Origin of the sequence: Microcystis sp. M31BS1, from assembly GCF_020245285.1 — a bacterium.
GTDB classification, from domain to species: domain Bacteria; phylum Cyanobacteriota; class Cyanobacteriia; order Cyanobacteriales; family Microcystaceae; genus Microcystis; species Microcystis panniformis.
This window is the reverse complement of sequence record NZ_JADBVE010000411.1, coordinates 1-4142: the sequence shown is the minus strand read 5'-3', so window position 1 is coordinate 4142 and position 4142 is coordinate 1. Positions and strand designations below refer to the sequence as shown.

Here is a 4142-nt window from a genome sequence, read left to right as displayed (position 1 = left end):
TTTTGTACCGTCTTCGTAGATGTAGTTAGAGAGAATCGGATGGGCCGATCGCCCGTTAATGCCGATTAACTCCCCATCAACAAAAATGCCGCCGCCACTCATTCCCTGCACGATCTCGCCACTATAACCGACGCTGTAGCCTTCCAGGAGGGGTCGATCGCTCACCTGTTCGAGGGTTCCCTTTGTCGTCCGATACTGTCCCGTTTCGGCAACATATCCCGCGGCCACCACTTCTAAACCGATCCTGTCTTGATTGGGGGTAAACTCCGCGATGGTGGCGATCGGATAATCCCTGGTATCGCTAAACTCCACGAGGGCCAGATCCTTATCTTTTAAAAGGGAATTCGGCGCGATCGAGGCTGTGCGGGTTTGGCCGTCGTGGGTTTGGATCTGTAGGGTGGTCGCGCCGCGGGTAACGTGAGCGTTGGTCAAAACGAGGTATATACTGCCTTTTTTCCCGATAATGATTCCCGATCCCCGATTTATCTCGCTAGTAATCTTAACAGTGACTTGACGGATCGATCGCTCGATCTGCGCGTCTGGGCTGTCTTCCGCCACGATCGCCGGAGCAGAGAAAGGGGATAGCGCTTTAACCGGTACGACGGGCAGAAGTAGGAGGCTTAGGAGTAGGGGAAAGGGTTTCAACATGGTTATTATGGGGAAATTCGGGGTAAAACAGCGAAAATTCTAGCGGGTGGGAACGCAATTATTTTGCGGGCCAGCAGATCTCGTACCACAGGGTGCGTCGCGATCGGCGAGTGGTGCTTTGGCGAAAAACTCCGTCATCGAGATATAGGTTTTATCTCCGGAATTCTGGAGGAGCATATCCGAGCTTTTCCCCTCTAGGATGTCCATGAGTTGTTGCAAGACTAAATCTGGATTGTCGTGGGGTTTAAGGGTAAAAAGTTGGCTATTACCATCGCAGGGATCGCCGGATCGTGAAACGCTGCAGATGATCGGGTATCCCTTCGCCCGGCCGGTGGTGAGATAGTTAAAACGCCCTTGATTATATGCTTCCTGGAATTTTTTCGTGACTTCCTCGCAACGAACCGGGGAACGTTTGGAGAAATATTCCGATTTCCAGCCGATAATCCGCACATTGCCGCTCCTTTCGGGAATCCAAGCCAGGGTAGCGGGGATTTTCCCTCCCGATGCGCGATCAAACACCTCTTTACAGAAGAAGGTGACGCGATTCGGGGTGGTCGATTGGCTGAAACCGGGGGCGATACCACCGAGGAGAACAGTGGCGAGGAGGCCGACGCCAGCGAGGCGGAGGGAAATATGTCTAGGGTTCATAGGGATAGTTCCTGAATAAAAAACGGTCTCAAAGGATAAAAACAGTTGAATTAGGGATTAATCGCCGCTCTTAGGGTATAGTTGCCCGTTTCGCCCTTTTCTTGGGACTTGGCGACCACGAGATAAACTCCATCGGCGGGTAATTCGGTTACGAGTCGAGCGTTAAAATCACCAGGAGCGCGATCGTCATTGTCCGCTATTTTCTCGACTTTCTCCCCCTCAGAGGATTTAACAACGCGCAATATCGTCAAGAGGGGGTTTATCTCCTGTGCATTCATTTCGATGGTCACTTTTTGCCCTATGCGACCCTCGAAGGCGTAATATTGCTCGTTTTGGTCTTTGGTCAAGTTGCCTTGAACGGTCTGACCGTCGAGGGGAAGTGTGAGAATCACGGGTTCTCGATTCTCTTTCTGGAGGGTAGAAACGGAGGATATATCGCCTGTTTTAACTGCGGTGAGGAAAGCTTGCAGGCGATCGAGGGAAACGGCGAAATTAATGCCGCTCTGGGTAAGGCCGATCGGGTTTCCCGCACCGTCGTAAACGTAACTCCCGATATCGCCTGCGACGTTAACCCCCACCACTTCCCCCCGTGAATTCAAAAGCGGCCCGCCGGAATTGCCTTTGTTGATATTAGCGTTGTGTTGCACAATGCCTTTTTCGGGGTCGAGACGGCTGATAATGCCCTGGGTGAGGGTGTTTTGATAGTCCTCGTTTAAGGGTGTGCCGATGGCGAAAACGCTTTCGCCGACTTTGGCGGAGTTCGGACGAGCCAGGGGAAGATAGGGCAGGTTTTGGCGGTTATAAATCCGCAGGACGGCTAAATCCACGCCATTTTTAGCGAAGCCGATCACGTCTGCCGAGGCCTGCTGTCCGTTGGCAAATTTCACCGTCACCACCCGGGGGCCGTCCGCAACAACGTGGGCGTTGGTAATGATGATACCGTCGGGACTGACCAGAAAGCCGCTACCGTGGCCGCTGCCATTTTTGACGGTGACGACGGCGGGGCTGGCTTTCTGATAGACTCTAGAAGCGGTCTGATCCTGCGCGAGGATGGGTGGAATGTTTTCCATCAGGAAGTTTCCTGGTTGAACCAGTAGGCCAGTGGTGGCCAGTAGCACCGATAGGGTGAAAGTAATTGGTTTCATCGGATTGACTCCTCTTTAGTCGGGGGATACTTGCAAGGATGTTATCGTTGGTTTTTTTCCAATTATGCGATTAAGTTTTAAGTCTTCAGGTTGCTTTTTTCACAAAAGTTTAGAGGGGGAGAGCGATCGCTCTCCCTTGCAACTTACGCACCTATCTGCCGTAGTGCTTCTATGGCGCTGTTGTACATTTCTGTGTTTCCCTGCTGGCGAAATAATTCGGCGGCCGTTGTTAGATCGGCGATCGCATTTTGTCTCTGGTTAAATGCGAGATGGACGTATCCGCGGAAATGGTAAGCGTAGGCAGCGCGGGGGTTTAGTCGGATCGCGGTGTTCAGGTCTTGAAACGCCGGCCGCCATTGTTCGCGAATCGTGTAAATCATGCCCCGACCGAGGTAAGCTTCGCTATAGTCCGGATCGAGTTCGATCGCTCTGGTGAATTGAGCGAGGGCGAGATCATATTTTTCCTGTTGGATGTAGTTAATTCCCCGGTTAAAGTGGGCGATCGCTTCTTTGTAGTTCGCTTGAGTGATCAGGGTTTCGGCTGGTTGTCGGCTTTCTAGGGCGATGACGGGGTGAACAGTCGCGAGGGTGGAGAGGCCGATTAGGCTGACGGTGGTGAGAAGGGCGAAGGATTTCATGGGTAGTGCCTCGGTGAGGGTGATTTGAGCTTCTACCTAATTCATCGGTTGCTTTTTTGGGAATATGCAGAATAGGGCGATCAATTTTTTTTCCTTTCGGGTACAAAAGGAAAAAGCGCGGCAATCGGCATCGCTTTGTTATCATTTAGTGAAAAATACTTGTTTTTTTTGATGCAATATGGTAAGCAAATCCCCGACGATTACTGATGCGGAATTAATTCGCCTCAGTTGTCAGAACCCGGAATTAGGCTTTGAACGCAATGCAGATGGAACGTTAGTCACTATGCCCCCGATCGGAAGTATTTCAGCGAATCGAGAACTGAAAGCCGGCGCTCGCCTGCTCTACTGGGTCGAACAGAACGGGTTAGGAGAGGTATTTAGTTCTAGCGGCGGTTTTAAACTGGCCAATAGCGCGGTACGCTCTCCCGATGTGGCTTTCGTGGCGAGAGAACGTTTACCGTCCGGTTGGCAGGAAAGGGAAGATGAATTTCTCGATCTCGCGCCGGATTTCGTGATCGAGATCCGTTCTAAAACCGATAGTTTATCGAAGTTAAAGCGGAAAATGGAGGAGTATCGGGAGAACGGGGTGAAGTTAGGATGGTTGATCGATCGCCACAATAAACAGGCTTTCGTCTACCGTCAGGACGGGACGATTACCTGTTATCCCGCCAACGCAATTTTAAGCGGGGAAGATGTGGTTCCGGGGTTCACCCTAGCGCTAGAAATCTTGCTGTAAGATCGATCGCTTTTTTCGGGGTGAGATTCAAAATCGATCGAGTATCTAGGGTTTGCGGCAAAAAGTTTGTTGGTGGGGGCAGGGTGTGGGGTGTTGGGTGTTGGGTTTCTACCGTAGGTTGGGTTGAGGCACGAAACCCAACAATACACCCAAGGAAACCCAACAATACACCCAAGGAAACCCAACAAAAAGATTCAGACAGATTTAGGTGTTGGGTGTTGGGTTTCGCTTTTCCTGAGAATTGAGAGGTTTTCCTTAACATATTTATTCGCTCAACCCAACCTACGGACTCTACAGTAGTCAGGAAACCCAACAATACACCCAAGG

The 4142-nt window shown here is 51.1% G+C and carries 5 protein-coding genes; 1 reads left to right on the top strand and 4 read right to left on the bottom strand.

What is annotated here, in order from left to right:
- The 4 genes from IM509_RS23135 to IM509_RS23120 form a co-directional block, all read right to left on the bottom strand.
- A partial coding sequence (locus IM509_RS23135; RefSeq protein WP_287717356.1) for a S1 family peptidase occupies positions 1-648 on the bottom strand: 648 nt, incomplete at its 3' end.
- Positions 649-687: 39 nt separating this feature from the next.
- Entirely contained in the window at positions 688-1296 is a 609-nt protein-coding gene (locus IM509_RS23130; RefSeq protein WP_185236999.1) for a COP23 domain-containing protein, read from the bottom strand.
- 50 nt (positions 1297-1346) lie between these two features.
- Positions 1347-2441 (bottom strand): S1C family serine protease, encoded by a 1095-nt coding sequence (locus tag IM509_RS23125; RefSeq protein ID WP_185236998.1) that lies wholly within the window; start codon positions 2439-2441, stop codon positions 1347-1349.
- A 143-nt stretch (positions 2442-2584) separates the two neighbouring features.
- Positions 2585-3079, bottom strand: a complete 495-nt coding sequence (locus IM509_RS23120) for a tetratricopeptide repeat protein (RefSeq protein ID WP_185236997.1) — start codon at positions 3077-3079, stop codon at positions 2585-2587.
- Between the two features lie 178 nt (positions 3080-3257).
- Between IM509_RS23120 and IM509_RS23115 the strand changes: the two genes are divergently transcribed.
- Positions 3258-3815 carry a Uma2 family endonuclease gene (locus IM509_RS23115; protein WP_185236996.1) on the top strand — a complete coding sequence of 186 codons (558 nt, stop codon included), beginning with the start codon at positions 3258-3260 and terminating at the stop codon, positions 3813-3815.
- Positions 3816-4142: the final 327 nt, after the last annotated feature.

What these genes read in the sequence shown, in the direction of transcription:
- IM509_RS23130 (WP_185236999.1), bottom strand. Translation starts at nt 1,296, where the DNA reads ATGAACCCTAGACATATTTCCCTCCGCCTCGCTGGCGTCGGCCTCCTC.
- IM509_RS23115 (WP_185236996.1), top strand. Translation starts at nt 3,258, where the DNA reads ATGGTAAGCAAATCCCCGACGATTACTGATGCGGAATTAATTCGCCTC.
- IM509_RS23125 (WP_185236998.1), bottom strand. Translation starts at nt 2,441, where the DNA reads ATGAAACCAATTACTTTCACCCTATCGGTGCTACTGGCCACCACTGGC.
- IM509_RS23120 (WP_185236997.1), bottom strand. Translation starts at nt 3,079, where the DNA reads ATGAAATCCTTCGCCCTTCTCACCACCGTCAGCCTAATCGGCCTCTCC.